At 53.5% G+C, this 23,407-nt stretch carries 21 protein-coding genes; 9 read left to right on the plus strand and 12 right to left on the minus strand.

Features of this window, described 5'->3' with window-relative positions; translation table 11 throughout:
- Positions 1 to 27: 27 nt before the first annotated feature.
- From prc to ACJ9Y9_RS14065, 3 genes are all read right to left on the minus strand, one after another.
- Positions 28 to 2,076: a carboxy terminal-processing peptidase gene (gene prc / locus ACJ9Y9_RS14055; RefSeq protein ID WP_028018657.1), complete on the minus strand. Its 2,049-nt coding sequence runs from the start codon at positions 2,074 to 2,076 to the stop codon at positions 28 to 30.
- A gap of 19 nt (positions 2,077 to 2,095) precedes the next feature.
- Positions 2,096 to 2,782 carry an RNA chaperone ProQ gene (gene proQ, locus ACJ9Y9_RS14060; RefSeq protein ID WP_028018656.1) on the minus strand — a complete coding sequence of 229 codons (687 nt, stop codon included), beginning with the start codon at positions 2,780 to 2,782 and terminating at the stop codon, positions 2,096 to 2,098.
- A gap of 96 nt (positions 2,783 to 2,878) precedes the next feature.
- Positions 2,879 to 3,376 (minus strand): GAF domain-containing protein, encoded by a 498-nt coding sequence (locus ACJ9Y9_RS14065; RefSeq protein ID WP_028018655.1) that lies wholly within the window; start codon positions 3,374 to 3,376, stop codon positions 2,879 to 2,881.
- A 132-nt stretch (positions 3,377 to 3,508) separates the two neighbouring features.
- Here ACJ9Y9_RS14065 and yebS point away from each other — a divergent pair, with 132 nt between their 5' ends.
- From yebS to ACJ9Y9_RS14085, 4 genes are all read left to right on the plus strand, one after another.
- Positions 3,509 to 4,792 (plus strand): membrane integrity lipid transport subunit YebS, encoded by a 1,284-nt coding sequence (gene yebS, locus ACJ9Y9_RS14070; protein ID WP_014832380.1) that lies wholly within the window; start codon positions 3,509 to 3,511, stop codon positions 4,790 to 4,792.
- Entirely contained in the window at positions 4,761 to 7,394 is a 2,634-nt protein-coding gene (locus ACJ9Y9_RS14075) for a PqiB family protein (RefSeq protein ID WP_028021356.1), read from the plus strand. The genes yebS and ACJ9Y9_RS14075 overlap by 32 nt, the downstream gene beginning before the upstream one ends.
- A gap of 76 nt (positions 7,395 to 7,470) precedes the next feature.
- The gene (gene rsmF / locus ACJ9Y9_RS14080) at positions 7,471 to 8,913 is read left to right on the plus strand and encodes a 16S rRNA (cytosine(1407)-C(5))-methyltransferase RsmF (RefSeq protein WP_028018653.1); all 1,443 of its coding nucleotides are present in this window, start codon (positions 7,471 to 7,473) and stop codon (positions 8,911 to 8,913) included.
- A 106-nt stretch (positions 8,914 to 9,019) separates the two neighbouring features.
- On the plus strand, positions 9,020 to 9,259 hold the full coding sequence (locus ACJ9Y9_RS14085; RefSeq protein ID WP_028018652.1) for a YebV family protein: 240 nt from the start codon (positions 9,020 to 9,022) through the stop codon (positions 9,257 to 9,259).
- 34 nt (positions 9,260 to 9,293) lie between these two features.
- On the opposite strand, the gene pphA is transcribed toward ACJ9Y9_RS14085, so the two are convergent.
- Positions 9,294 to 9,938 (minus strand): protein-serine/threonine phosphatase, encoded by a 645-nt coding sequence (gene pphA, locus ACJ9Y9_RS14090; RefSeq protein WP_028018651.1) that lies wholly within the window; start codon positions 9,936 to 9,938, stop codon positions 9,294 to 9,296.
- 176 nt (positions 9,939 to 10,114) lie between these two features.
- Here pphA and ACJ9Y9_RS14095 point away from each other — a divergent pair, with 176 nt between their 5' ends.
- Complete coding sequence (locus ACJ9Y9_RS14095) at positions 10,115 to 11,056, plus strand: VirK/YbjX family protein (protein WP_028018650.1); 942 nt, start codon at positions 10,115 to 10,117, stop codon at positions 11,054 to 11,056.
- Positions 11,057 to 11,463: 407 nt separating this feature from the next.
- Here the strand turns inward: ACJ9Y9_RS14095 and ACJ9Y9_RS14100 are convergent, their stop codons facing one another.
- Genes ACJ9Y9_RS14100 through yobA form a run of 3 tightly spaced genes read right to left on the minus strand, consistent with a single transcriptional unit; the run spans position 11,464 to position 13,061 of the window.
- A complete protein-coding gene (locus ACJ9Y9_RS14100; RefSeq protein ID WP_028018649.1) occupies positions 11,464 to 11,802 on the minus strand; it encodes a YebY family protein in 339 nt (112 codons plus the stop codon).
- Positions 11,803 to 11,818: 16 nt separating this feature from the next.
- Positions 11,819 to 12,688, minus strand: a complete 870-nt coding sequence (gene copD / locus ACJ9Y9_RS14105) for a copper homeostasis membrane protein CopD (RefSeq protein WP_028018648.1) — start codon at positions 12,686 to 12,688, stop codon at positions 11,819 to 11,821.
- Position 12,689: 1 nt separating this feature from the next.
- Entirely contained in the window at positions 12,690 to 13,061 is a 372-nt protein-coding gene (gene yobA / locus ACJ9Y9_RS14110; protein ID WP_028018647.1) for a CopC domain-containing protein YobA, read from the minus strand.
- Between the two features lie 137 nt (positions 13,062 to 13,198).
- Here yobA and ACJ9Y9_RS14115 point away from each other — a divergent pair, with 137 nt between their 5' ends.
- The 3 genes from ACJ9Y9_RS14115 to exoX all read left to right on the plus strand — a co-directional run bounded on the left by ACJ9Y9_RS14115 (position 13,199) and on the right by exoX (position 14,878).
- Entirely contained in the window at positions 13,199 to 13,429 is a 231-nt protein-coding gene (locus tag ACJ9Y9_RS14115; RefSeq protein WP_028018646.1) for a DNA polymerase III subunit theta, read from the plus strand.
- A gap of 111 nt (positions 13,430 to 13,540) precedes the next feature.
- Positions 13,541 to 14,191: a carbon-nitrogen hydrolase family protein gene (locus ACJ9Y9_RS14120; protein ID WP_028018645.1), complete on the plus strand. Its 651-nt coding sequence runs from the start codon at positions 13,541 to 13,543 to the stop codon at positions 14,189 to 14,191.
- Between the two features lie 24 nt (positions 14,192 to 14,215).
- Entirely contained in the window at positions 14,216 to 14,878 is a 663-nt protein-coding gene (gene exoX, locus ACJ9Y9_RS14125) for an exodeoxyribonuclease X (protein ID WP_028018644.1), read from the plus strand.
- Here exoX and ptrB read toward each other — a convergent pair.
- The gene (ptrB, locus tag ACJ9Y9_RS14130; protein WP_028018643.1) at positions 14,875 to 16,935 is read right to left on the minus strand and encodes an oligopeptidase B; all 2,061 of its coding nucleotides are present in this window, start codon (positions 16,933 to 16,935) and stop codon (positions 14,875 to 14,877) included. The two genes, exoX and ptrB, sit on opposite strands and share 4 nt — an antisense overlap.
- A gap of 84 nt (positions 16,936 to 17,019) precedes the next feature.
- Complete coding sequence (locus tag ACJ9Y9_RS14135; RefSeq protein WP_028018642.1) at positions 17,020 to 17,670, minus strand: tellurite resistance TerB family protein; 651 nt, start codon at positions 17,668 to 17,670, stop codon at positions 17,020 to 17,022.
- A 170-nt stretch (positions 17,671 to 17,840) separates the two neighbouring features.
- Here ACJ9Y9_RS14135 and purT point away from each other — a divergent pair, with 170 nt between their 5' ends.
- Entirely contained in the window at positions 17,841 to 19,019 is a 1,179-nt protein-coding gene (purT, locus tag ACJ9Y9_RS14140; protein WP_028018641.1) for a formate-dependent phosphoribosylglycinamide formyltransferase, read from the plus strand.
- 41 nt (positions 19,020 to 19,060) lie between these two features.
- Here purT and ACJ9Y9_RS14145 read toward each other — a convergent pair whose 3' ends face one another.
- The 3 genes from ACJ9Y9_RS14145 to zwf form a co-directional block, all read right to left on the minus strand.
- Complete coding sequence (locus ACJ9Y9_RS14145) at positions 19,061 to 19,702, minus strand: bifunctional 4-hydroxy-2-oxoglutarate aldolase/2-dehydro-3-deoxy-phosphogluconate aldolase (protein ID WP_028018640.1); 642 nt, start codon at positions 19,700 to 19,702, stop codon at positions 19,061 to 19,063.
- A 39-nt stretch (positions 19,703 to 19,741) separates the two neighbouring features.
- Entirely contained in the window at positions 19,742 to 21,553 is a 1,812-nt protein-coding gene (edd, locus tag ACJ9Y9_RS14150; protein WP_028018639.1) for a phosphogluconate dehydratase, read from the minus strand.
- A gap of 234 nt (positions 21,554 to 21,787) precedes the next feature.
- Positions 21,788 to 23,263 carry a glucose-6-phosphate dehydrogenase gene (gene zwf / locus ACJ9Y9_RS14155; protein ID WP_028018638.1) on the minus strand — a complete coding sequence of 492 codons (1,476 nt, stop codon included), beginning with the start codon at positions 23,261 to 23,263 and terminating at the stop codon, positions 21,788 to 21,790.
- Positions 23,264 to 23,407 lie beyond the last annotated feature (144 nt).

The raw sequence follows: 23,407 nt of genomic DNA on the forward strand, positions 1-23,407 counted from the left end.
GCACAATTTCTTGTGCCTGTTGGGAGATTATTTTGCCGGAGCAGGTTGTACGGCAGGTTTCTCTTTTTCAAGATTCGCAAGGTCGAGTGCAATATGCACCGTCTCATCCAGATAAGGATCTGGCTCCTTGTAATCTTTTGGCAGATCGTCCAGTTTCTTGAGCAGAGGTTTGCCTTCCCGTTTGAAGCGATCGTTGATACGCGCCAGACGCGTTGCATCGTCTTCATTGTTCTCTTTTTCACGCTGAGCGTAGTTCAGAGAAACAATATTCCGTTTATCTTTCAGAGCATTGAAACGTGCAATGTCCTTCATGATGTACTGGAATTCCGCATCTTTCGCAATACGGTCATTATGCGCTTTCAGCAGTTCAGGACCAAACTGCGTCATATCACCCGCTTTCACGTAGGTCGCCGCGTTGATGCTGTCCCACGGTAACGCGTTATCTTCAAACTTCTCGCCCGTTTCCGTCTCTTCCGTGCCTGTCGGCATCATGATATCCGGCGTCACGCCTTTACGCTGCGTACTGCCACCGTTCACGCGGTAGAACTTCTGAATAGTGTACTGAACCGAACCCAGCGCAGGCCATTCAGGGCGCAGCATCTGATCGTAAATACGATTCAGAGAGCGATACTGTTGAACGGTGCCTTTACCGAACGTCGGTTCACCCACGATCAACGCACGGCCATAGTCCTGCATTGCGGCAGCAAAGATCTCAGACGCTGAAGCACTGAAGCGGTCCACTAAGACCACCAGCGGGCCTTTGTAGTAAACCACACCATCGTTGTCGGCATCTTCACGGACTTTACCGTTGTTATCGCGCACCTGAACCACAGGACCAGATGGAATAAACAGGCCAGAGAGCGAAACCGCTTCCGTCAGCGCACCGCCGCCGTTACTGCGCAGGTCGATGATAATGCTGCTAACGTTCTGCTTCTCAAGCTTCTGCAGCTGCACTTTCACATCGTCGGTCAGCCCTACGTAGAAGCCCGGGATATCCAGGACACCCACCTTCTCTTTACCCACGGTTTTCACCGACATTTTCACCGCGCGGTCTTCCAGACGGATACGCTCACGGGTCAGGGTAACAATACGGGTTTTAGTGCCTTTTCCTGCAGGCAGCACTTCCAGACGAACCTTGCTGCCTTTCGGGCCTTTAATCAGCGCCACCACATCATCAAGACGCCAGCCGATCACATCAACCATGTTCTGACCGGTTTGTCCCACACCCACAATGCGATCGCCTACGCTTATCGCTTTGCTTTTGGATGCTGGGCCACCCGCGACCATCGAATTGATCACGGTATAATCATCATCCATCTGCAGCACCGCGCCGATACCTTCGAGAGACAGGCTCATTTCAGTATTGAACTGCTCGGTGTTACGCGGGGAGAGATAGTTGGTATGCGGATCGATTTCGTGAGCAAAGGCAGTCATTGCCAGTGAGAAGACATCCTCACTGTTGGTCTGCGCCAGACGACGAATAGCAAATTTGTAACGACGCGTCAGCGTGTCACGGATCTCTTTTTCATCTTTGCCGGTGAGCTTAAGGCTCAGTTCGTCATATTTAACTTTTCCGTCCCACAGCGCATTCAACTCGGCTTCATCTTTCGGCCAGGGTGCTTTACTGCGATCCAGATTAAAGGTGTCATTGCCGGTGAAGTCCATCGGACGTTCCAGCACTTTCAGCGCGTACTGGTAGCGTTCAAAGCGGCGCTTTTGCGACAGGTTATAGAGATCGTAGAACAGATCCAGCTTGCCTGAACGCAACTCATCACCCACCTCAGATTTACGCTTAGCGAACTGCTCGACATCGCTGGCGAGCAAAACGTTATGGCTGTAATCCAGCAAGTTCAGATAGCGGTCAAAGATTTTGGCCGAAAAGGCCTGATCGAGATCGAACTGACGATAGTGCGAACGGGTGAAACGTGAGGTTACGCGCTCACTCACCGTTGCGTGCTGGGTTTCTTCCTTAAGAACCGGAATTTGATCAACACGCGTGATATCGTCCACTGCGAAAGCGTGACCTGTTATGGCAAACAGGCCCGCCAGCGCGGTGAGCTTAAAAAAAGTGTTCATGCCAGGCTTGGCCTCCGTTTCAGAACAACAAGTGTTCTGCGCGTACAATCATTGACATACCAGAAGTCAGCTGTACACGAACGCCATCTTTGGTGATTTCCAGTACAGTGGCGTCCATAGCATTGTTACCCGCTTTTACCTTCAGCGCCTGACCAACGCTCAGGGCGTTAATGTCTGAAACCGGGGTATGACGCGGCTCTTCACGAGGGGCGCGCGGGGCTTTCGCTGCAGGTTTGTCAGCACGCGGTTTGCGATCGTTATTATCATTACGACGCGGTGCAGGGCGTGGTTTACGCTCACGACGAGGCGCTTCTTCCTGGCCGTTTGCCGCTGCGGCTTCGCGTTTTTTCGCTTGCTGTTCAGCACGTTGTGCCTGAACGCGTGCTTTGGCTTCTTCCAGCTGTTTACGCGCGTGTTCAACGTGCTGCTCATCCAGCTCACCACAAGGGTTGCCATCGAGATCCACGCGAGTCGCGCCCGGTTTGATACCGTACAGGTAACGCCAGCTCGAAGTATAAAGACGTAAGGCGGAACGCAGCTGAGTTTTGCTGAGGTTCATTTCCCCCTCAACACGTGCCACCAGATCCTGAAAAATACCGACTTTCAGGGGACGAGCTTCACCTTCAGCACTGAAGCACTGTGGGAAACGCTCGGCCAGAAATGCGATAACTTCTTTACTGCTATTCAACTTAGGTTGATTTTCCATGAAATTTCCTGATTACAACGGACGTTGCCAACAAGCGCAGGCATGAACAGGCGTCATTATAATGACGCTATCAGTAAATGCTACGTTATCCGTTGATTATCCTGCGACGCTCGCAAAGAATTTTTGATAATCGGTTGCAGCGAGAACGTTTTCCAGGTTTGCCACCAGCTCGCGCAGTCCCTGTTCGTCCTCGGCTGTAAAGCGACTGAAGACCGTACTGTCGATATCCAGAACGCCAATAATCTGATTTTTTACCACCAGTGGCAGAACGATTTCAGAATTACTTGCAGCGTCGCAGGCAATATGTCCGTCAAACGCATGAACGTCTTCCACACGCTGTACCTGATTCTCGGCGACCGCGGTACCACACACACCGCGCCCTACCGGGATACGTACGCAGGCCAGCTTGCCCTGGAATGGCCCCAGCACCAGTGTTTCACCTTCCAGAAGGTAAAATCCAGCCCAGTTAACGTCACTGAGACGTTCAAACAGCAATGCGCTAGTATTTGCCAGAGTGGCTAAGAAGCTGGTCTCGCCCGCCATCAATGCCTTAAAATCGCGGTTCAGATCCGCGTAGAATTCTGTTTTGTTCATTATTCAATCACTTAGTTGTCTTACAAAATTACCGCATAGCCTATTAAAATAAGCATTAAATGCGCTCATGCTCAAGATGAATCAGTTCATGAGTTATTATAACTTTCAACAATACTTATTTGTGCGCAGCTGATGGCCTTAAAAACAACCAAAATTACGCCGACAAAAAAGATAACTGTCCATACGGTAAGCGAAGCTTTGCCTCGTGCACATTATCAGCGTTGCCCCCAGTGCGATACGCTTTTTATGTTGCCGAAGATGAAATCGCACCAAAGTGCCTTTTGTCCCCGCTGCGATGCCAAAATTCGTGACGGCCGCGACTGGTCTTTGACCCGCCTCGCCGCCATGGCCGTCACGATGCTGCTTCTGATGCCTTTCGCGTGGAGCGAGCCGCTCCTTAAACTCTATCTGCTTGGTGTACGCATTGATGCCAACGTTCTACAGGGTATCTGGCAGATGACCCGGCAGGGTGATCCGGTAACTGCAGCTATGGTGCTTTTTTGCACCGTTGGCGCGCCGCTGGTCCTGGTCGCGGCGATTGCGTATTTGTGGCTCGGCAACATTCTGGGTATGAACCTGCGACCGGTGTTGCTGATGCTGGATAAACTCAAAGAGTGGGTCATGCTGGATATCTATCTTGTGGGTGTTGGCGTGGCGTCAATTAAAGTGCAGGACTACGCGTTTCTGCAGCCAGGCGTCGGACTCTTTGCTTTTATCTGTCTGGTATTGCTCAGTATCCTGACGCTCATCCACCTGAACGTCGAACAGCTTTGGGAGCGTTTTTATCCTCAGCGCCCAGCCACACGCCCGGATGAGAACCTCCGTGTCTGTCTGGGTTGCCACTATACCGGGCTACCCGACGCGCGTGGCCGCTGTCCACGCTGCCATATTCCTTTGAGACTGCGGCGCAACAACAGCCTGCAAAAATGCTGGGCGGCGCTGATTGCCTCCCTGGTGTTTCTGATCCCGGCCAATATGCTACCGATTTCCATTATTTACGTGAATGGTGCACGCCAGGAAGATACCATCCTCTCAGGCATTATTTCCCTTGCGCACAGCAATGTGGGGGTGGCTGCCATCGTCTTTATTGCCAGTATCCTGGTGCCGTTTACCAAAGTGGTGGTGATGTTTACGTTACTTATCAGCATTCACTTTAAATGTGAGCAGGGGCTACGTACCCGTATCCTGCTTTTGCGGTTCGTCACCTGGATTGGTCGCTGGTCGATGTTGGATCTGTTCGTGATTTCGTTGATGATGTCGCTGATTAATCGTGACCAGTTACTTGCTTTTACAATGGGACCCGCGGCTTTTTATTTCGGCTCAGCGGTGATATTGACTATTCTTGCTGTGGAATGGCTGGATAGCCGCTTACTTTGGGATGCACATGAGTCAGGAAACCCCCGCTTCGCCGACTGAAGCGAGAATTAAAACAAAACGCCGCATTTCGCCATTCTGGTTGCTGCCTGTCATCGCCCTGATGATTGCGGGCTGGCTTATCTGGACGAGCTATCAAGATCGCGGGAGTACGGTCACCATTGATTTCCAGACCGCCGACGGTATCGTCGCCGGGCGAACACCCGTTCGCTTCCAGGGGGTTGAAGTCGGTACGGTTCAGGACATCTCCCTTGGAAAAGGGCTGAACAAGATTCAGGTGCGGGTCAGTATTAAATCAGACATGCAGGATGCCCTGCGCAGCGAAACGCAATTCTGGCTGGTCACGCCGAAGGCCTCTCTGGCGGGTGTTTCCGGTCTGGATGCGCTGGTGGGCGGTAACTATATCGGTATGATGCCAGGTAAAGGTGAACCGCAGGATCACTTTGTTGCCCTGGATACACAGCCCAAGTACCGCCTTAACAACGGCGATTTGATGATCCATCTGCAGGCGCCGGATCTCGGCTCTCTGAACAGTGGCTCACTGGTTTATTTCCGTAAAATCCCGGTGGGTCGCGTTTACGATTACGCCATCAACCCGAATAAACAGGGTGTCACCATTGATGTGCTGATCGAGCGCCGCTTTACCAATCTGGTTAAAAAGGGCAGCCGTTTCTGGAACGTATCCGGCGTGGATGCCGATCTCAGCCTGAGCGGTGCAAAGGTGAAACTGGAGAGTCTGGCTGCGCTGGTGAATGGCGCCATTGCCTTTGATTCCCCAGAAAACTCAAGCCCTGCCACCGCTGATGACTCGTTCGGATTGTACGCTGACCTGGCGCACAGCCAGCGTGGGGTGATCGTTAAACTCGTCCTGCCCGATGCGAAGGGGCTTAAAGCCGGTTCAACACCGCTGATGTATCAAGGGTTGCAGGTCGGTCAGCTTACCAAAATGACGCTCAACCCGGGCGGCTCGGTCACCGGCGAAATGACTGTTGATCCGAGCGTGGTCGATCTTCTGCGCGAGAAGACGCGTATTGAAATGCGCAGTCCAAAGCTATCACTCAACGATGCCAGTATCAGTAGTCTGCTGACGGGAAATACGTTTGAGCTGGTGCCCGGTGAAGGTCAGCCCAGCAATAGCTTTGTGATTGCCCCGGCCGACAAAGCCTTGTTGCAAAAGCCGGGTGTCGTGACGGTCACGCTGAATGCGCCAGAAAGCTACGGTATTGAAGCCGGCCAGCCGTTGATTTTGCACGGTGTTCAGGTAGGACAAGTTCTTGAGCGTACGCTTACCGAGAACGGCGTGAGCTTCTCGGTCGCCATTGACCCGCAATACAGCAACCTGGTCCATGGCGACAGTAAGTTTGTGGTTAACAGTCGTGTCGACGTGAAAGTAGGTCTGGACGGGGTGGAGTTCCTTGGCGCCAGCGCCAGCGAATGGGTCAACGGCGGGATCCGCATTCTGCCGGGCGATAAAGGCCCTGTGCGTGACAGCTACCCGCTGTATGCCAACCTGGATAAAGCGATTGAAAACAGCCTGAGCGATCTTCCTACCACTACGCTGACATTAAGCGCCGAAACATTGCCGGACGTTCAGGCAGGCTCCGTTGTGCTGTATCGCAAATTTGAGGTCGGGGAAGTGATCACCGTTCGCCCTCGCGCGGACGCATTTGATATCGAGCTGCATATCAAGCCGGAGTATCGCAAGCTGTTGACGCCAAACAGCGTCTTCTGGGCTGAAGGCGGTGCAAAAGTTCAGCTCAACGGTAACGGGCTGACGGTGCAGGCCTCCCCGCTTTCACGCGCGCTGCGTGGGGCAATTAGCTTCGATAACCTCAGCGGTGCAGGTGCGAATCTGCGCAAAGGGGATAAGCGTATTCTCTTCCCGTCCGAAACCGCAGCACGTGCCGTTGGCGGGCAGATTACCCTGCACGCTTTTGATGCGGGAAAACTGGCTGAAGGGATGCCAATCCGTTACCTGGGTATTGATATCGGGCAGATCCAGAAGCTGACGCTGATCACCTCGCGTAACGAGGTGCAGGCCACCGCCGTGCTCTACCCGGAATATGTACAGACGTTCGCCCGCACCGGTTCGCGCTTCTCGGTGGTGACGCCGCAAATCTCGGCCGCAGGCGTTGAGCACCTCGACACCATCCTGCAGCCGTATATCAACGTCGAGCCTGGCCAGGGCAATGCCCGTCGTGATTTTGAGCTGCAGGAAGCCACAATCACTGATTCGCGCTATCTTGATGGTCTGAGCATTGTGGTGGAGGTACCAGAAGCTGGTTCGCTCAGCATCGGCACGCCAGTACTGTTCCGCGGTATTGAGGTGGGCACAGTGACCGGTCTGACGCTCGGGACACTCTCCGACCGCGTGATGGTGGCGTTACGGATAAGCGAACGTTACCAGCATCTGGTGCGAAATAACTCGGTATTCTGGCTGGCTTCCGGCTATTCGCTGGACTTTGGCCTGACGGGGGGGGTCGTGAAAACTGGTACCTTCAACCAGTTTATTCGCGGTGGGATTGCGTTTGCCACACCACCGGGCACACCGCTGGCACCGAAAGCGCAACCGGGTAAACACTTCCTGCTGCTCGAAAGTGAACCGAAAGAGTGGCGTGAATGGGGAACTGCCCTGCCGCGTTAATCTCAGGGCTCCGGTGTCAACGCGCCGGAGCCTTTATGCTACACTGCGCACCTGAACTTTTCCCTGTGGTGTACCCGTGGCTCAAAACTCCGTATTTCTTCCTGAACAATTCCTCGCGCAAATGCGTGAGGCGCTTCCTTCTCACCTGTCGTTAGACGATTTTATCGCCGCCTGTCAGCGTCCGTTGCGCCGAAGTATTCGCGTCAATACGCTAAAAATCAGCGTCGGGGATTTTCTCGCGCTGGTATCCCCGTACAACTGGCAACTGACGCCAGTACCATGGTGTGCTGAAGGGTTCTGGATCGAGCGTGATGACGAAGATGCCGTGCCGCTGGGAAGTACCGCCGAGCATCTGAGCGGGCTGTTTTATATTCAGGAAGCCAGTTCAATGCTGCCAGTTGCCGCGTTGTTCGCCGATGACAACGCGCCTGAGCGGGTGATGGATGTGGCCGCGGCACCCGGGTCGAAAACCACACAGATTGCCGCCCGGATGGGTAACCAGGGGGCAATTCTTGCCAATGAGTATTCCGCCAGCCGCGTCAAAGTGTTGCATGCCAACATCAGCCGCTGCGGTATTCATAATGTTGCCCTGACACACTTCGACGGGCGCGTGTTCGGTGCTGCCCTGCCGGAAGCCTTTGATGCTATTCTGCTGGATGCTCCCTGCTCCGGGGAAGGTGTGGTACGTAAAGATCCTGATGCGTTAAAGAACTGGTCTGTTGAAAGCAACCTTGAGATCGCTGCTACCCAGCGTGAGCTGATCGACAGCGCATTTCATGCACTGCGGCCAGGCGGCACGTTGATTTACTCCACCTGCACACTGAACCGGGATGAAAACGAAGACGTCTGTCTGTGGCTGAAGGCGCAATATCCCGATGCCGTCGAGTTTCTGCCGCTCAACGATCTGTTCCCCACGGCAAAAGAGGCCATCACGCCTGAAGGATTCCTGCATGTTTTCCCGCAGATCTATGACTGTGAAGGTTTTTTTGTTGCCCGACTGCGTAAAGCTGTCGCCGTTGATCCCCTGCCCGCTCCAACGTTTAAGGTCGGCAATTTCCCGTTCACACCGCTGAAAGGCCGAGAGGCCGAGCAGGTCACCCTCGCCGCCAGAAAAGCCGGGCTTTCCTGGGATGAAACGCACCATCTCTGGTTACGTGAGAAAGAGATTTGGCTTTTCCCGGCCAGTATTGAACCGCTTATTGGCAAAGTACGTTTTTCCCGTATCGGGATCCGTCTGGCGGAAGTTCATAATAAAGGCTATCGCTGGCAGCATGAGGCTGTTATCGCCCTCGCCGGACACGAGAATACGTTTGCCCTGACACATCAGGAAGCCGAAGAGTGGTACCGTGGTCGCGATGTTTATCCTGCCAGTACGCCATCGAATGATGAAGTTGTGGTTACGTATCAGGGACACCCGTTGGGGTTGGCTAAAAAAGTGGGCTCACGACTGAAGAACAGCTATCCGCGTGAACTGGTGCGAGATGGTCGGCTGTTTACCGGTAACGATCGCACCGCCTGAAAAAAAGCGCATTTTTTTACTGGCGATTTCGCTCTCCTTGTCTACGATCAAAAATGGATGGCCGCACTGGTCATACCAGATTTTGACAATCGACCCGGAGAGCAATATGACGAAAACCAGCGTGCGTATTGGCGCTTTTGAGATCGACGACGCAGAACTGCGCGGCGAAATACAAGGCGATCGAACGTTAAGTATTCCCTGCAAATCCGACCCGGATTTGTGTATGCAACTCGATGCCTGGGATGCGGACATCAGCGTCCCGGCAATTCTTGATGGCGAACACTCTGTCCTTTACCGTGAGCATTACGATAGCAAAACTGATGCCTGGGTCATGCGCCTTGCCTGACCTAAAGAGAACCCGCCCGAAGGCGGGTTATTTATTACTGCAGTTGTGCCAGCGTAAAGTAACCGTCAAAAACAGCCCCCGTGTCGATATAGTGTAAATTATCAAAATCATACCTTCGGTCGACAGGCGTATGTCCGAACCAGAAATGATCCGCTCCGCGAATTCCCTGCCCTTTACCCACCATAAACCCCATCAACCGATCGCGATCCCATAATACGCGCTGGGCGCTTACCGGTTTTTGCCAGCGGTATTCCTCCGCAGGATAATCAGCATGGGCGATCACATTCAGGCCATTTGCACTGGTGATCTCGATAATATGCGGCAAATTGCGACAGGCATTGAGCAGCGATAGCGCCAGCTGTTGCTGGTCACGTTCAAGGCGTGCAAACCACATTCCGCCATTCATCGTCCAGAGCGCAAAATCATTATTATCCAGGCTGTCGATTGCCATTTGTTCATGGTTGCCGCGCACCGCGCGAAACCATTTTTCATTGATTAGCCCCAGGCATTTAACGCTGTCAGGACCACGATCAATCAAATCCCCGACGGAGATCAGTAAATCCTCATATGGATTAAAATGACGACGTTTCAGTTCATCCATCAGCCACTGATAACAACCATGAATGTCGCTAACGACCCAGACGTGACGCCACCTCCCACCTTCTAATCGCTGATACATAACACCTCCTGTAGCGAGTATAGTTGCACCAGACTTATCCGGAGAGACGCAATCCAGCAGTGCTTTCCACAAAGCTAAACAAACAGTAAACTAAGGATAAATAAATATTTCACCAGTATTAATCCAGTTTTGCATGCCCCCTAAAATATACAATGCATAAAATTTGAGGTTTTCCCGTGTCAAATACGCGCCTGCAAGACGATGCAGCACATCCGCATCGTACCCATATCATTTCCGAACTGGTGAAAGGTCAACTCGTCCCAGGCCCTATCTGGCAAAAACGCGAGTATCGACTTAAATTTCTGTTGCGTTCGCTGCTTTTCTGGTCTTCAACGCACCGAATGCTTGATGCGCTGGCCCGCCGCGACGATTTTGACCAACTTCTGGCCTCGCAAATCACGCTGCCAAGTAAAACCCATCGTCAGTATCTGATGCGTGGCATGAACTCCAACGCGCGTGCCGACGCTATCATTAGTCATTATCAGTGGATTGACTCTCTGAAAGATGCCGGGCTGGTCAACGCTTTAACTGGCCCCCAGGAGCAATCTATTGTTGAGTTTCATGCAAAAGATGGCGTGAGCTATAACGTCAATGCCATGAACGCCAGTAAAGCGGAGCGCGAAGGCGAGTGTACGCTGTGGCTGCGAGACAATGAAAATACCCTGCTTGCGAGCGTGACCTTTTGCGTCGCCCGGGAAAACGGGGAATATGTGCTGGTGATTGGCGGTCTTCAGGGACCTCGCCGCAGCGTATCCCGTGATGTGATCAAGCAGGCAACACGAGCCTGCCACGGCCTTTTCCCTAAGCGAGTATTAATGGAGGTGCTTTTCCAGCTGGCAACACTCTCCGGTATCAAAGCGATTTATGCCGTCAGCGATGAAGGGCATATCTTCCGTGCTCTGCGTTATCGCCTGAGTAAAGGCCGTCATTTCCACGCCAGTTACGATGAGTTTTGGGCCTCTATCGACGGTCAAAAGCGCTCAACATTCAGCTGGCAGCTGCCCTTGCAGATGGAACGCAAATCCCTTGAGGAGATTGCCAGTAAAAAACGTGCCGAATATCGCCGTCGCTTTGAACTCCTTGATGAAATTGAGGCATCTGTTAAATCGCGCTTCTAAGCACTGCATAGGCTTTCGCTGACTGCGCACAAAAATTTAACAAAACAGGCAAAAAGGGCTGGACTTCCGCATGCTGTGTTGTGTTATGTTTTAGCAAGACACACACAGTGTGCACGCTGTAAAAGAAAGAAGGCGTTGGATTTATTCGTTTACTTTCATACAGATAAAAAGAGACCGAATACGATTCCTGTATTCGGTCCAGGGAAATGGCTCTTGGGAGAGAGCCGTGCGCTAAAAGTTGGCATTAATGCAGGCTAAGTCGCCTTGCCTTTTAAGAATAGATGACGACGCCGAGTTTTCCAGTCCACAGCTAAAGCGGCCTGAAAAAAAGCGTAAGAGCATCATAAAAAGTAAAAAACCGCAGTGCTTTCGCAAGCATCTGCGGTTTTTTATTGGAAACCTGAGCATTAGCAGAGCTTGTCGGCACGCTCGATAAACGGTGCCAGACTCATCTTCTGTCCCGGATTAGCCGGGTCATCAATCTGAATAACACTGATCGGCTGGCCGCTGCTCTTACCGCTAGCCACCTGCTGCTCTGCGGTCTCATTTAACGGGTATTGCACCAGCGTACTTGGGTTGATCGCATATAATGCATGACCCGGACGGCAAGTCAGCATCACCTCTTCGCGATTGAAAGCCCATTTGTCTTTACCCACTTCAAAACGGCTGACGGTAATCACCTGCGGTGCAGCCAGAGCACTCCCCGTGCAGGCCAGTAATAAAAGAGAAAGTACTGTCTTTTTCATATGCTATTTAACCTTATCAGAAGGGTTCCCAGGTCGCGAACAGACTGACCGTTGCCAGCACCAGCGTTCCCAGCACCACCTCTGCCTGTGTCATCCTGATAAAAATCTGTTGCGCTTGTCCGGTCTCCGGACGAAACCGTGGCACCAGAAAATACCGATTTGCCAGTGCAATTGCTACCATCAACGCCACCAGCGCACATTTGAACAACAAAAACCGCACGTAGTCAGCCTGCCATGGGATCTGGATGCCAGTGATAAACAGCGTGTTGATAATGCCAGTGAGCAGTACACCCGCAACGGCATAATGGCCGACACGCGAGAAACGCATCATGGTGTAGATAGCGGCATTTTGCCAGCGCCCTTTCGCCAGACGCATGCAGAACAGCAGCGGAAGTAATCCGCCAAGCCAGGTTGCGGCACACAGCAGGTGAAAAGCGTGATTAAGACGCTGCAAAGCCCCTGTCGGACCGTCGCTCATCGCCGCGTGCCCTACCCCTGCCAGCAGGATAAGCTGCCCCATTGCGAGCAGTAACAGCCGGGAACCTTTCAGGGGAGCGAGCCATGCAGCTCCGACGGTAATGGCAGCAAGAATTATTTGCCACAACCAGACGCTGCCAAACTGCGTCGCCAGCACGCTACGCCAGATCTCCGGGGAAAAGACATCTCCCCAGCCACTGCCCATCAATCCCCCCTGAAACATAAACATCAGGAGTGCAGCACCCAGGCTGATTAAAGACGCCACTTTCTGCTGTAACTTGAAACGCCGGGACATCAGGCGGTGGAGTGAGGAAGGCGCAAACCAGACGCTGTAAAGCGCATTGCCAAAAATGAGCATCAGCGCCCCGAAATGGATAAATCGCAACCCGACATAAAACAGGGCCAGCATGCTATTTCACGCTAAAGTGGTAGCTGCCTTTGGTTTTATGGCCGTCTACGGAGACCACATGCCAGTCGACCTGATAGGTCCCGGGCGTCAGCGGTTGTTCCAGCGGAACCGTCAGCTGAGCGTTGTTCTTTTCGTCTCGTTTAACCGTACCTGTTTTCATAACCTGCTTTTGTGCATCCGTGACCACGACCCCACTAAAACCAGGTTCGATACCTTCCGAAAAAATCAACGTAAGGACCTGGGGTGGTGTCACCTGGCTGTCTGCCGCCGGGGTTTGCTGTTTAAGATGAGCATGCGCCAGCACAGAAGGCGTCATGACCAATGATGCCAGAAAGGCAAGCGCGCATACCGCGCGGGAAGTGGTTAGTCCCATCGCAATCATTCCTTTTTGTTATGTCTGTATGCTAAAGAATAACGCTGTATAATAAACGAGTCGAGGATCATCCCGCCTCCGCTTGTCATCATCGTGCAATCGCGGTAACGTTGCCGCCGCATAATAAGGAGAAGGAAATGAAGATCAATCTGGCCACCCTTCCTCAGGACGAGATGGATAAAGTGAATGTCGATCTCGCTGCCGCAGGCGTCGCGTTTAAAGAGCGTTACAACATGCCCATCGTGGCTGAGGTTGTTGAACGTGAACAACCGGCTCATCTGCGCGACTGGTTTCGCGAAAGATTAATTGCCCACCGTCTCGCATCGGTCAACCTCTCTCGTTTGCCCTACGAGCCTAAAGTTAAATAAGCTTAAAAAGTCGTTACACTTCCTTACGCGGAATATGCCAGGATAAGAAAACCCTGATTAATTTAGGTGTATTCTTAAAATCCCTGCGACTCAGTGTATAAGGAAGTCACGATGTCACAATGGAATATTGCCGCAGCCCAGTATACCGGGCAGCATCACAGTGTAGATGACCATGTTGCGCGCCACCTCTGCTTCATAGCCGAAGCAGCACGCCAGCAATGCGATTTGCTGGTATTTCCTGAACTTTCATTAACGGGCTCGGGCACAACGGTATTACCTCCTCCCCCCAGTGATGCGCAGCTTGAACCCCTTCTTGACGCCGCACATTTTTACCAAATTACCCTCATTGCCGGGCTCCCTCTTGAACGGAATGGTCAGCGCCAGAAAGGACTCGCGCTGTTTACGCCTTCCAGCCAGGGTATCCTGCGCTACCCGCAGGGGAGCGGTGCAAGTCTGGTTCCGGGAGATAAACAACTTAGCATCATTGATGCGCATACCGATTCACCCAATCTCGATTCACAGGCGGCGCTGTTTACCAGCTGTCAGTCTGTTGTTGATTATCGCTGGCGGCAGTCCATCAGCACCCTGCAGCGCTTCGCACATAAATATGCGATTGCCGTGTTAATGGCTAATGCGTGTGGAGGCAGCGCGTTATGGGATGAAAGAGGTCAGTTGATTGTCCGCGCGGATAAAGGCGAGCTCTTGCTGACCGGCACGCTCGGCAGACAGGGTTGGCAAGGCGATATCATTCCTTTAGGCTAAGCGTTTTAAGCTCAGGAGTTTTCAATGCTGCGCGTCATCGATACCGAAACTTGCGATCTTCAGGGCGGAATTGTGGAAGTGGCCTCTGTCGATGTGGTAGACGGTAAAATCGTCAACCCAATGAGCCATCTGGTGCGCCCTGATCGCCCCATTAGCCCGCAGGCTATGGCAATCCATCGCATTACCGAATCAATGGTGGCGGATAAGCCGTGGATAGAAGAAATTATTCCACACTATTACGGTAGCCCGTGGTACGTCGCGCATAACGCCAGCTTTGACCGCCGGGTGTTGCCCGAAATGCCAGGGGAATGGATTTGTACTATGAAGCTGGCACGTCGCCTCTGGCCGGGGATCAAATACAGTAATATGGCGCTGTATAAGTCCCGCAAGCTTAGCGTCCGTACACCTGAGGGGCTTCACCATCACCGCGCGTTGTACGACTGCTATATTACCGCCGCGTTACTCATTGATATTATGAATATCTCTGGCTGGACGCCGGATGATATGGCAACGATCACCGGTCGTCCTGCGCTTCTCACCACCTTTACCTTTGGCAAATATCGCGGTAGAGCGGTGTCTGATATTGCGGATAAAGATCCGGGCTATCTGCGCTGGCTTTACAATAACCTCGACAAAATGAGCCCGGAACTGCGCTTAACGCTGAAACACTACCTGGGCGAAGCTTAAGGCTCTTCACCGCCTGGCAGCGTTCCCTGCGCCAGGCCAATCAGGAAGGCATATTCCAGGGCGACGCCTTCATAGGTTTTGAACCGCCCTGATTTCCCTCCATGCCCGGAATCCATATCGGTACAGAGCAGCAACAGATTATCATCGGTTTTTAGCTCCCGCAGTTTTGCCACCCATTTTGCCGGCTCCCAGTACTGCACCTGCGAATCATGCAACCCGGTGGTGACCAGCATGTGCGGATAGGCTTTTGCCTCCACGTTATCGTACGGGCTGTACTCTTTCATATAGCGATAGTAGATCGCATCCTGAGGATTCCCCCACTCTTCGAACTCCCCCGTCGTCAGGGGAATGGATTCATCGAGCATGGTCGTGACCACATCGACAAACGGAACCTGCGCGACAATCCCTTTGAAGCGATCGGGACGCTGGTTGATCACCGCCCCCATCAACATGCCGCCCGCGCTGCCCCCCATCCCAAAGCAGAGATGCGGATCCCCGTAGCCTTGCTCAATCAGCGCATCACAAACATCGAGATAGTCATTGAAGGTGTTTTTCTTTTTCAGAAATTTCCCGTCTTCATACCAGTGCTGCCCCAGTTCACCGCCGCCGCGCACATGGGCGATAGCGAAAACGAAGCCACGATCGAGCAGACTTAACCTACTGCTGCTGAAATCGGCATCCATGCTTGAGCCATAGGAACCATAGCCGTAAACCAGCAGTGGGTTTTTCCCTTTCCGGAAATGCGCCTGGTGGTAAACAAGTGAGACCGGAACTTCCACGCCATCGCGGACAGTGACCCACAGGTGCTCGCTGCGGTAGTTTTCAGACTCAAACCCTTTGACCTCGGTCTGCTTAATCACCTGACGCTGGCCGGTATCCATATCCAGCTCAAACAACGTGTCCGGCGTGGTCATTGAGGAGTAACCGTAGCGCAACCGCGACGACTCGGGTTCAGGGTTGAAACCAATCCACGTCACATACGCTGGGTCGTCGAACGCAATCCCCACCACTTCCCGGGTTTTACGGTTGATTTGCCGGATACTGGTCAGCCCGCGCTGACGCTCTTCCGCCACCAGCCAGTCGGTAAACAGAGTGAACCCTTCCAGCATCACTTGCTCCCGCGCGGGAATAAGCACCTCCCACTTGCGCTCATCACGCACTTTGGTTTTATAGAGACCAAAGTTTTTGCCCTCGCGATTAGAGCGCAAATAAAAACTGTGCTGGAAGTGATCCAGACTGTACTCATGATCCTTGCGACGCGGCAGAAAACAGAGCGGCTGGGCATCAGGTAGTTCGGCGTCCAGCAGCAAAACCTCAGACGTCGTCGCGCTGGCGAGGAAAATAATCACATAGTGGCGTGAGGAGGTTTTATGCAGGCTGACATAAAACGTTTCGTCTTTCTCTTCATAGACCAGTTCGTCATCGGCAGAACCCGTCCCTACAGTATGTCGCCACACCTGATAAGGCAGTAGCGTGGACGCATGCTTTTTGACGTAGTAGACGGTCTCGGAATCATTCGCCCAGACAAAATCCGGGGAGACGTTTTCCAGCATTTCAGGATACCAGTTCCCGGTGCCCAGATTGCGAAAACGCAGGCCATACTGACGGCGGGAGAGGTAGTCCTCAGCCAGCGCCATAATCGTGTTGTCAGGTGAAATGGACATGCCGCCCAGCGTATAAAATTCGCTGTGGGCGGCGCGCTGGTTGGCATCCAGTAAAATCTCCCACTCATCCCATTCGGCACTTAACACGGGTTGTCGTTGGTAGATGGGATACTCGTTGCCGGGCTCGTAGATATGACGATAGCGATAGCCATTTTTGGTCCAGGGCGCGGAGATATCATGCTGAGGAATGCGCTGCACCATTTCATTCAGCAGTTGATCCTGAAGTGCCTGCTGGCTGGACATGACCTTGCGGCCATAGTCGTTTTCCTCGTGCAGGTAGTCGAGCACCTCTGGCCGGGAGCGAGAATCGTCCCGTAGCCAGTAATAGTTGTCTATACGCGTATCGCCATGCGTGGTTATCGCATAAGGAGTACGTCGGGCTTTCGGTGGCATATCATCATTCTTTTAAGTTTTACACCCTATAAGGTTGGCAAAACCCACGCATGATGCAAGCGAAACAGTGTCGCAGCCGCGACGCTATCCCTGTAACGCTTTTTTTTGTTCCCGGATATCCTGCTCAATACCCTCGCGTACATCCTGCGGGATTTTCAACGCATCGCCGAGGGCATTGAGGTAGCTACGTTCCATAAAGTGGTCGATATCAATGGCGGCACAGCTGAGAAAATAGAGTTCAAGCGCCTCTTCCTCATTCTTCACACTCTGCGCAAGACGCAGTGGATCGAGCGGCTGTTCGATCGCCTGCGCCACCAGGGCTCTGCCCTTCTCTTCAACACCGGCTTCGCGAAGCTGCTGCTCAATCGCCGATCGTTCTTTATCGTCAATATGCCCGTCACTCTTCGCGGCAAAGACCAGCGCAAGGATCAATCGTTCGGTACGCAGATCCAGCGGCGAGGTATGCTCGCTATAATGCGGTTCATCGCAGTGTGCAGCCCGTATCCTGTCTTTGTATTTATTCCATAGTACGGTGCCTGCGATGGCCCCGCCACCGGCCAGCAACGCGCCAGTTCCATATTTTGCCAGCAGCTTACGTGAGGATTTATTCGCGACTAAAAGGCCTGCCAGCCCGCCAAGTGCGCCGGGAACCAATAGTTTACTGAGCCCCTGCTCGCCAGACGACGATGCTTTCTGTCCTAACAGCGATTGCAACTGATTTAACCAACCAGACATGGTTTCCCTCACTTAACGGTGAACATATTTCACAGCGTAAGCGAGCAGGCGTCAGGAAATGTCTGGATGGGCTAAAGATGCGCAAATTTCTTCCCCCTCCCTTAGCCCTGCACAAGACACACGCAAACGTTTTCGTTTATACTGCGCGCATCTTTTTCAGGGGGAATGTTATGACTCGTTTAGGCACTGCGCTGCGACCTGCAGCGACGCGTGTGATGCTGTTGGGATCTGGCGAACTGGGTAAAGAGGTTGCCATTGAATGTCAGCGTTTAGGTGTGGAAGTGATTGCCGTAGACCGTTACGCCGATGCTCCTGCCATGCACGTCGCCCATCGTTCTTATGTGATTAACATGCTGGATGGCGAAGCCCTGCGGGCACTGATTACGCAGGAGAAACCCGATTTCGTGGTCCCGGAAATAGAAGCCATTGCCACCGATACGCTGATCGCTCTTGAACAGGAAGGTCAGCGCGTGGTGCCCTGTGCCAAAGCGGCAAAACTGACTATGAACCGGGAAGGTATTCGTCGTCTGGCAGCGGAAGAGCTGGGGCTCCCCACGTCGAGCTATCGGTTTGCGGGCGATAAGGCCGCATTCCTGCAGGCTGTTGAGGAGATTGGCTACCCGTGCATCGTTAAACCCGTGATGAGTTCCTCCGGTAAAGGACAGAGCTTTATTCGCGACAGCAGCACGCTGGATAAGGCATGGGATTATGCCCAGCAAGGTGGTCGTGCCGGAGCGGGTCGCGTGATTGTCGAAGGTGTCGTGAAATTTGATTTCGAGATCACTCTGTTGACCGTCAGCGCCATTGATGGCGTCCATTTCTGTGACCCAATTGGCCACCGTCAGGAAGATGGCGATTACCGTGAATCCTGGCAGCCGCAGCAGATGAGTCCCCTGGCACTGGAACGTGCGCAGGCGATCGCCCGTAAAACTGTACTCGCGCTGGGCGGCTATGGCCTGTTTGGCGTAGAGCTTTTCGTCTGCGGAGATGAGGTTATTTTCAGCGAAGTCTCACCTCGCCCACATGACACCGGCATGGTGACGCTGATTTCGCAGGATCTCTCTGAGTTCGCCCTGCACGTACGCGCTTTCCTCGGATTGCCTGTTGGTGGCATCCGTCAGTACGGCCCGGCCGCTTCCGCAGTGATCCTGCCGCAATTAACCAGCCAGAATGTCACGTTTGATAACGTCGACGGCGCAGTAGGTGCAGGGTTACAGGTGCGTTTGTTCGGTAAACCGGAGATCGACGGCACGCGTCGTCTTGGCGTAGCATTAGCCACCGGGGACAACGTAGAAGACGCCGTGGCGAGAGCGAAAACAGCCTCCGCAGCAGTTAGCGTAAGAGGATAAAAAAACGGGCCGAATGGCCCGTTTTTCATGCTGCGTATAACTTACTGCTGCGCACCTTCAACCGCTTCACGAGCCAGTTTAGTAATGCGATCCCAGTCGCCCGCTTCCAGCGCATCCGCCGGAACCAGCCATGAACCACCGATGCACAGCACGCTTTTCAGTGCCAGGTAGTCACGGTAGTTAGCAGGAGAGATGCCACCCGTCGGGCAGAAACGAACCTGAGCGAATGGACCCGCAATCGCCTGCAGCGCTTTGGTGCCGCCGTTCGCTTCTGCCGGGAAGAATTTGAACTCTTTCAGACCGTAGTCCATACCCAGCATCAGTTCAGATACGGTGCTAATGCCAGGGATCAGCGGAATGCTGCCTTCGGTTGCCGCTTTCAGCAGAGACTCCGTCAGGCCCGGGCTGATCGCAAACTGTGCGCCCGCTTCAGTCACTTCCGCCAGTTGCTGTGCATTCAGAACGGTACCCGCACCGACGATGGCGTCCGGCACTTCTTTAGCGATTGCGCGAATGGCATCCATCGCGCAGGCGGTGCGCAGGGTGACTTCCAGAACACGAACGCCACCGGCAACCAGCGCTTTCGCCATCGGTACCGCATGCTCCAGTTTATTTACCACGATAACCGGCACGACAGGGCCAGTGGTCATGATTGCTTCTGCACTTGTTTTCCAGTTTTTCATCAGTGTCTTCTCTCGCCAGATCGTTAAAATCAAGTCGTCTTAAAACGTAATACAGGTTGCGCCCTGCTCAGCACCAGAGAGTTTCTCACGCAGCGCACCAAACATTTCGCGCCCTGTCCCCACGCGCGATGCGCTCAGGTCAGGAATATGTGGCTTACGTGCCGCGAGCTCTGCGTCATCCACCAGCAGGGTTAACTCACCTGTCTGACCGTTTACGCGGATCATGTCGCCGTCACGCACTTTCGCCAGCAAACCACCGTCGTAAGCTTCAGGTGTCACGTGGATGGCTGAAGGCACTTTACCGGATGCGCCAGAGAGGCGTCCATCCGTCACCAGAGCAATTTTGAAACGGCGGTCCAATAATACACCAAGTGGTGGCATAAGTTTATGTAATTCTGGCATCCCGTTGGCCTTTGGCCCCTGATGGCGAACGACCACCACGCAGTCTTTATCCAGAAGACCGGCGTCAAAGGCAGGTAATACGTCGTGCTGGCTTTCGAACACTACCGCCGGTGCTTCGATAATTTGATTCTCTTCCGGTACGGCAGACGTCTTCATCACCGCGCGTCCGAGGTTGCCGCTCAGCACTTTGGTGCCACCATGAGGAGAGAACGGTTTGTCGATGGTGGCGATAACCTGTGCATCAAGAGAGGCATTCGCCCCTTCGCGCCAGTCCAGCTCGCCGTTATTCAGCCACGGCTCCTGGGTGTAGCGTTGCAGACCAAAGCCCGCCACGGTATTTACATCTTCATGCAGCAGACCGCCTTTCAACAGCTCGCGCATCAGCAGTGGTACACCGCCAGCGGCCTGGAAGTGGTTAATGTCAGCCGGGCCGTTCGGGTACAGACGCGCCATCAGCGGCACCACAGAAGAGATCTCGGAGAAATCATCCCAGTTAATCAGAATGCCCGCCGCGCGCGCCATGGCCACCAGGTGCATGGTGTGGTTGGTTGACCCCCCCGTTGCCAGCAACGCGACGATACCGTTAACGATGACTTTCTCGTCAACCATTTTGCCCATCGGCATCCATTCGTTGCCATTACCGGTCAAACGCGTCACCTGACGGGCAGCAGCTTCGGTCAGCGCCTGGCGCAGTGGTGCATCCGGCTGGATAAAGGACGAGCCCGGAAGCTGCATCCCCATGAACTCTACGACCATCTGGTTAGTGTTAGCCGTACCGTAGAAAGTACAGGTTCCCGGCGCATGGTAGGACGCGGCTTCTGCCTCCAGCAGCGCCTGACGGTCTGCTTTCCCTTCTGCATACAGCTGACGGATACGCACTTTCTCTTTGTTTGGCAGGCCGCTTGCCATCGGGCCGGATGGCACGAAGATCGCAGGCAGATGACCAAACGACAGCGCAGCCATTACCAGGCCCGGGACAATCTTGTCGCACACGCCGAGATACAACGCGCCATCGAACATGTTGTGTGACAAGCCAACCGCTGCAGACATCGCAATCACTTCGCGGCTCAGCAGGGAAAGCTCCATTCCGTCCTGCCCCTGCGTCACGCCGTCGCACATCGCCGGAACACCACCCGCCACCTGGCCCACGGCATTCACGCTGTGCAGCGCTTTACGGATGATATTGGGATAGACCTCATACGGCTGGTGCGCGGAAAGCATATCGTTATAGGAAGTAATGATCGCGATGTTGTTACGCAACATGCTTTTCAGCGAGGCTTTATCATCGGGTTGGCAGGCGGCGAAACCGTGTGCCAGGTTACCGCATGCCAGCTGAGAGCGGTGGACGGTGTTACTTTTAGCTTGTTCAATCCGGGCGAGGTAGGCCGAACGGGTCTCTTTCGAGCGTTCAATAATGCGTTGTGTTACGCGTAACAATGTCGGATTCATAAATGCTCCTCTAATTTATCTGTCCGTGCTCAGGAGTTTACAAAGTCGCTGGCAGTTGTTAACAACGCTGAAACGCTTGCTGTCCGGAGCTCAGGGGCAAAATCACTTCCGGCAGTGTAATAAAAAAAGCTCCGCGGGTGAATCCACACGGAGCTTAAAAGTTTAAAAATTGTGCCACTAGCTGTGTTAGATCATGTTACCGGTAAAATAACACTTTCGAGCTAGAGGATGATCTTACTCAAACTCGTTCCAGGAGCGACCATCGCGGGTGATCATCGCCACGGACGCGACTGGCCCCCAGGTGCCTGCCTGATACGGTTTAGGCGCATCCTGATCGGCTGCCCAGGCTTCGGTAATGGAGTCAACCCATTTCCAGGCCTCCTCCACTTCGTCGCGGCGCACAAACAGCGCCTGGATACCGCGCATGGTTTCCAGCAGCAGGCGCTCATACGCGTCTGCAAGATGCGTCTGGTTGAAGGTTTCGGAGTAGCTCAGATCCAGTTTGGTGGTCTGCAGGTTGTGTTTGTGGTCAAGACCCGGCACTTTGTTCAGGATCTGAATATCAACCCCTTCGTCCGGCTGCAGGCGAATGGTCAGTTTGTTCTGAGGCAGTTCCTGCCAGGACTCTTTGAACAGGTTCAGTTCCGGGTTTTTGAAGTAGACAACCACTTCGGAGCATTTGGCTGGCAGACGTTTACCGGTACGCAGATAGAACGGAACCCCCGCCCAGCGCCAGTCGTCGATATCCACGCGGATCGCCACAAACGTCTCGGTGTTGCTGGACTTGTTCGCGCCCTCTTCCTCCAGGTACCCAGGCACTTTTTTGCCTTGCGCAAACCCGGCGGTGTACTGACCACGAACGGTCTTCTCACGTACGTTAGAGCGGTCGATACGGCGCAGTGACTTCAGTACTTTCACTTTTGCGTCACGGATGCTGTCAGCCGTCAGGTCAGACGGTGGAGACATAGCAATCATGCACAGAATTTGCAGCAGGTGGTTCTGGATCATGTCGCGCATCTGACCGGCCTGGTCAAAGTAACCCCAGCGCCCTTCAATCCCCACCTCTTCCGCCACGGTGATTTCCACGTGGTCGATAGTGCGGTTGTCCCAGTTGTTCACAAACAGGGAGTTAGCAAAACGCAGCGCCAGCAGGTTCAGGACCGTCTCTTTACCAAGATAGTGGTCAATACGGTAAACCTGGCACTCTTCAAAGAACTCGCCTACCTGATCGTTAATTTCGCGGGAGGTTGCCAGCGACGTACCCAGCGGCTTCTCCATCACCACGCGCGCCGGCTTGGCGTTCAGTTTGGCTTCACCCAGACCTTTGCAGATGGCACCAAAGGTGCTTGGCGGCATGGCGAAATAGTTAATGGTGACACGATTTTTCTGATCCAGCATGTCGCCCAGGCGGGAAAACGCACTGATGTCGTTCACGTCCAGGTTGCAGAAATCAAGGCGTCCGCTCAGCGTATCCCACAAACTTTCATCGATTTTCTCTTTCATGAACGTTTCGAGCGCTTCACGAACGACTTTGGTATAAGCGTCCTTGTCCCATTCGGCGCGCCCTACACCCAGGATACGGGTATCTGGATGAAGTTGGCCTGCTTTTTCCAGTTGATACAGGGAAGGCAGCAATTTCCGGCGTGCAAGATCGCCTTTCGCGCCGAAAATGACCAGGTCACATGCCTGGGCTGTTTGCGTTACCGCCATGTCATTCTCCTCAGTTGGATCACCTGGTACTTCTGCCAGGTATCGTTGTAATTTTATTACAATGCACTGTACTGCTTTTACGTCATTCCCGAAACCATTAGCGCTTATCGCCACGTGCTTTACCGCGATTTTTCGCCATTCCGG

Source organism: Enterobacter sp. CPE_E1241 (genome assembly GCF_045618265.1).
GTDB classification, from domain to species: Bacteria; Pseudomonadota; Gammaproteobacteria; order Enterobacterales; family Enterobacteriaceae; genus Enterobacter; species Enterobacter adelaidei.

Bases quoted from the DNA above. Each gene is read 5' to 3' on its own strand.
- prc (WP_028018657.1), bottom strand. From the start codon at position 2,076: ATGAACACTTTTTTTAAGCTCACCGCGCTGGCGGGCCTGTTTGCCATA.
- proQ (WP_028018656.1), bottom strand. From the start codon at position 2,782: ATGGAAAATCAACCTAAGTTGAATAGCAGTAAAGAAGTTATCGCATTT.
- ACJ9Y9_RS14065 (WP_028018655.1), bottom strand. From the start codon at position 3,376: ATGAACAAAACAGAATTCTACGCGGATCTGAACCGCGATTTTAAGGCA.
- yebS (WP_014832380.1), top strand. From the start codon at position 3,509: ATGGCCTTAAAAACAACCAAAATTACGCCGACAAAAAAGATAACTGTC.
- ACJ9Y9_RS14075 (WP_028021356.1), top strand. From the start codon at position 4,761: ATGAGTCAGGAAACCCCCGCTTCGCCGACTGAAGCGAGAATTAAAACA.
- ACJ9Y9_RS14085 (WP_028018652.1), top strand. From the start codon at position 9,020: ATGACGAAAACCAGCGTGCGTATTGGCGCTTTTGAGATCGACGACGCA.
- pphA (WP_028018651.1), bottom strand. From the start codon at position 9,938: ATGTATCAGCGATTAGAAGGTGGGAGGTGGCGTCACGTCTGGGTCGTT.
- ACJ9Y9_RS14100 (WP_028018649.1), bottom strand. From the start codon at position 11,802: ATGAAAAAGACAGTACTTTCTCTTTTATTACTGGCCTGCACGGGGAGT.
- copD (WP_028018648.1), bottom strand. From the start codon at position 12,688: ATGCTGGCCCTGTTTTATGTCGGGTTGCGATTTATCCATTTCGGGGCG.
- yobA (WP_028018647.1), bottom strand. From the start codon at position 13,061: ATGGGACTAACCACTTCCCGCGCGGTATGCGCGCTTGCCTTTCTGGCA.
- ACJ9Y9_RS14115 (WP_028018646.1), top strand. From the start codon at position 13,199: ATGAAGATCAATCTGGCCACCCTTCCTCAGGACGAGATGGATAAAGTG.
- ACJ9Y9_RS14120 (WP_028018645.1), top strand. From the start codon at position 13,541: ATGTCACAATGGAATATTGCCGCAGCCCAGTATACCGGGCAGCATCAC.
- exoX (WP_028018644.1), top strand. From the start codon at position 14,216: ATGCTGCGCGTCATCGATACCGAAACTTGCGATCTTCAGGGCGGAATT.
- ptrB (WP_028018643.1), bottom strand. From the start codon at position 16,935: ATGCCACCGAAAGCCCGACGTACTCCTTATGCGATAACCACGCATGGC.
- ACJ9Y9_RS14135 (WP_028018642.1), bottom strand. From the start codon at position 17,670: ATGTCTGGTTGGTTAAATCAGTTGCAATCGCTGTTAGGACAGAAAGCA.
- purT (WP_028018641.1), top strand. From the start codon at position 17,841: ATGACTCGTTTAGGCACTGCGCTGCGACCTGCAGCGACGCGTGTGATG.
- ACJ9Y9_RS14145 (WP_028018640.1), bottom strand. From the start codon at position 19,702: ATGAAAAACTGGAAAACAAGTGCAGAAGCAATCATGACCACTGGCCCT.
- edd (WP_028018639.1), bottom strand. From the start codon at position 21,553: ATGAATCCGACATTGTTACGCGTAACACAACGCATTATTGAACGCTCG.
- zwf (WP_028018638.1), bottom strand. From the start codon at position 23,263: ATGGCGGTAACGCAAACAGCCCAGGCATGTGACCTGGTCATTTTCGGC.